Source organism: Xenorhabdus entomophaga, assembly GCF_037996725.1.
GTDB classification, from domain to species: Bacteria; Pseudomonadota; Gammaproteobacteria; order Enterobacterales; family Enterobacteriaceae; genus Xenorhabdus; species Xenorhabdus khoisanae.
Window position 1 is genome coordinate 1 of sequence record NZ_JBBMXH010000197.1, and the last position, 2,979, is coordinate 2,979.

The 2,979-nt window shown below is 34.7% G+C and carries 3 protein-coding genes, 1 tRNA gene and 1 rRNA gene; 2 read left to right on the plus strand and 3 right to left on the minus strand.

Annotation, left to right across the window (positions count from 1 at the left end; genetic code table 11):
• A 5S ribosomal RNA gene (rrf, locus tag AAC854_RS21870) occupies positions 1 to 108 on the plus strand; the annotation flags it as partial.
• A 54-nt stretch (positions 109 to 162) separates the two neighbouring features.
• Positions 163 to 239 (plus strand) — tRNA-Asp (locus AAC854_RS21875).
• 163 nt (positions 240 to 402) lie between these two features.
• On the opposite strand, the gene AAC854_RS21880 is transcribed toward AAC854_RS21875, so the two are convergent.
• The 3 genes from AAC854_RS21880 to AAC854_RS21890 are packed head-to-tail and all read right to left on the minus strand — an operon-like array spanning position 403 to position 2,520.
• Positions 403 to 600 (minus strand): hypothetical protein, encoded by a 198-nt coding sequence (locus tag AAC854_RS21880; RefSeq protein ID WP_340618940.1) that lies wholly within the window; start codon positions 598 to 600, stop codon positions 403 to 405.
• A gap of 42 nt (positions 601 to 642) precedes the next feature.
• Positions 643 to 1,587, minus strand: a complete 945-nt coding sequence (locus tag AAC854_RS21885) for a hypothetical protein (RefSeq protein WP_340618941.1) — start codon at positions 1,585 to 1,587, stop codon at positions 643 to 645.
• A gap of 33 nt (positions 1,588 to 1,620) precedes the next feature.
• Entirely contained in the window at positions 1,621 to 2,520 is a 900-nt protein-coding gene (locus AAC854_RS21890) for a HEAT repeat domain-containing protein (protein ID WP_340618942.1), read from the minus strand.
• Positions 2,521 to 2,979: the final 459 nt, after the last annotated feature.

Sequence of the window (2,979 nt, forward strand, 5' to 3'; positions counted from 1 at the left end):
CAATAGCGCGGTGGTCCCACCTGACCCCATGCCGAACTCAGCAGTGAAACGCCGTAGCGCCGATGGTAGTGTGGGGTCTCCCCATGTGAGAGTAGGGCACTGCCAGACATTAATTAAAAGCCGGTTGCCGGTACAAAAGGCAGCCGGAGAAAGAAATTCGGTGGTGCGGTAGTTCAGTTGGTTAGAATACCGGCCTGTCACGCCGGGGGTCGCGGGTTCGAGTCCCGTCCGCACCGCCACCTTATTTCGAGAAAAACCCTGAGAGAAATCTCAGGGTTTTTTCTTATCTGCAATAATTATCTGTAATAAATTGCTTTGATTGTTAATTGTTTTCAATGGCTATATTCTGATAGATCTCGTGTATGAATATTGGACTGCTTTTACTAATCTGAATCAGCAACCTCATTGTTTTTCTGATAAACCATATGGGTATAGACAGCCTCGTTCAGCTCCCCCAGCGTCTATTTCACGACCAGCTTTGTTACCGGAGAGAGTGTGAGGTACTGCACCGGCCAGTAAAATTTCGGTACCGAAAGAAGCAAGAGAAATTTCTGCAATTACTCCTGATTTTTTGTTTTTAATTTGTTCAATATGATTCATTTTATTTCCCCTTTGATCAATAGGATTGTAAAGACTTCTCACTTATTTGGATAAGATAGTCTTAATTTTTTCTTGTACTCTTGTTCTGACATAATTACTTTTATCATCATTGACTAAGACAATGAGATCACTAATATCGTCCTTGTTATATGAACGTTCAGCAGCGTCTAATATAGCCTCAAAGGCAATAGCACGTATTTCATCTTTACTGTGATTACGGGCTACTTGTAAAGCGAGCTGACGGCTTTTCTCGTTACCTAATTTTAATAATCCGCGAAATAGTGACTCTTGGGCGTGATAGCTTTCTTTCCTCCCTTTTTTTATATGTGCAATAACTTGTTGGTTTTCTGCTGGTTTTTCTTCACTATCTAAAATTAGCTTATTTTGGCGGACTTTTGTTTCTGGTTGCACTATCAAATTTAACGACACGCAAAAATCTTTTGGTGGGTATTGGATATGTATGTCTTTGTTTCGCCTATAAAACATAACATTGCCCGCAGATAACATTCGATCACCGGAAAAATTCAATGTTACTGATTCACCCTCTGTGCCGTTTATGTCATTGTAATTGTAGTCATATAGGCTGGTTTTATAGCCATTACCAAAGAAATTAACAGTCCAGAAATCAAAATCATGATCATGTGCTTTTCCATAAGGAAGTGGTACAAAATCGAACTGATTTTTCAGCGGTAGCCAAGCAACCATCCTGATAGAGATTTTCTTATCTTTGTAAATCAAGTAAGTAGGTGCTTGCATATCATTTGCTTTCTGAAACTGTGTTAGATCACTAAGATCTGAACAAATAAAAGAAATGATTTCTTCTTTATTGGCGGCATAGGAATACAACCATTCAGATACTTGATTAATTTCATCTTCTATATAAATCTTTGTATTTATATGAGATATGACATCTGAACTTTTTAACAATGCAAGAAATTCTTTAAGATCCAGTACATTTTTGACTGTTGGGGTGCTATCTATTGTCATATTCTGTTTCTCCTGAACCGGCAATGACATTTTTTAACAATTTTTTGCCATTGTCATTTCTAGGCTATGTATAGCAGCTTGTTTAAGTATTGGATCTTGGTCATTCTCCGCCAGTATTTTAAGAATTTTTAGGCAATTGGATGGCGCTATTTTGGAAAGGCTCTGCACGGCTTCCCAGCGTACGAAGTTTGCGTAATTGGATATTGCTAAATTTTCAATGCATTGAATAGCCTGGGATGCCTTCATCTCTCCTAATAACCTGACATATAATAGAATTCTGGATGCCTGTAAATTTGTACAGATACTTTGTATTGGCTCTAATGTCTCTCTGTTATAAACCCATGTAATCCACCCTTTCGGATCAGAATGTACAATCAATACGAAATTATTGGGAGAAGATTCAACATCAAAATCTAAGATATATTTATAAGCTTCAAAGTAATAAACTTTATTTGGTTTAAAATGACAATCTTCAACTTTTTTAATGGCTTTTGGTTTTTGGAATATATTTTGTTCTGAACAAAATTCATAGCAAGGGACTATTATTTCCGTATTTGTCGGATTGATGACAAAAATATCAAATTCATTTGTATAAAGTGTATTTTGCTCACTACCACCAATAAGTCTGATTAATAAATTAAAATTATTTTTTCTATGTAAATAAATATGGTCTTCAGACACCCATTCATAAGTTGAGGTAATTTCTCTTTTTTCCAGAATATCATTTAATATTTCTACAATATCTTCCTGTTTTAGTGATGATAGTATAGAAGCGATATTCAAAAAATCTGGATTATCTCCACTCATAACCTCATCGATGGCTTTTTGTAAGTCCGCTAATGCCTTAATTGAAGTTAGCATTGATGATGTGGGTTGGGAATTATATGCATCAATATTATTCAACTCACCTTGTTCGAAAATATTTTTTTGCATATTCAGTTCCTTCATACTTTGATTTCGATAGATACCGAAATTTTTAAGATAATGGAGAGAAAAATCCAGAAAACTGTTTCTATAACTAATAAAATTAAATGATGAAAAAACTAAGTTACTATTTGATGAAAATTTTGTTGATGGAAATAGTGATATACTAGTGAGTTTTTGGTTGTATGATAGTGGTTAAATGAAACAGTATCCTTGAGTTATTATTTCGTCAAGTAAAATTATATCATTGAATGCTCAATTTTATATTTATTAGATCTTAATGTTAATTAATTTATAACTTATTGTAATAAATAATATTATTAATATATTCTCTCATCGTTGAGTCATTTTTTTGTGTATACCAATCGTCATTGAAGATGCTTGATTTCTTATCCCAATCCGATCATGCTTACAACCATGAAAATTCATCTGACACCAGAACAAAAACGCGCCCTTGAATTGATGCAT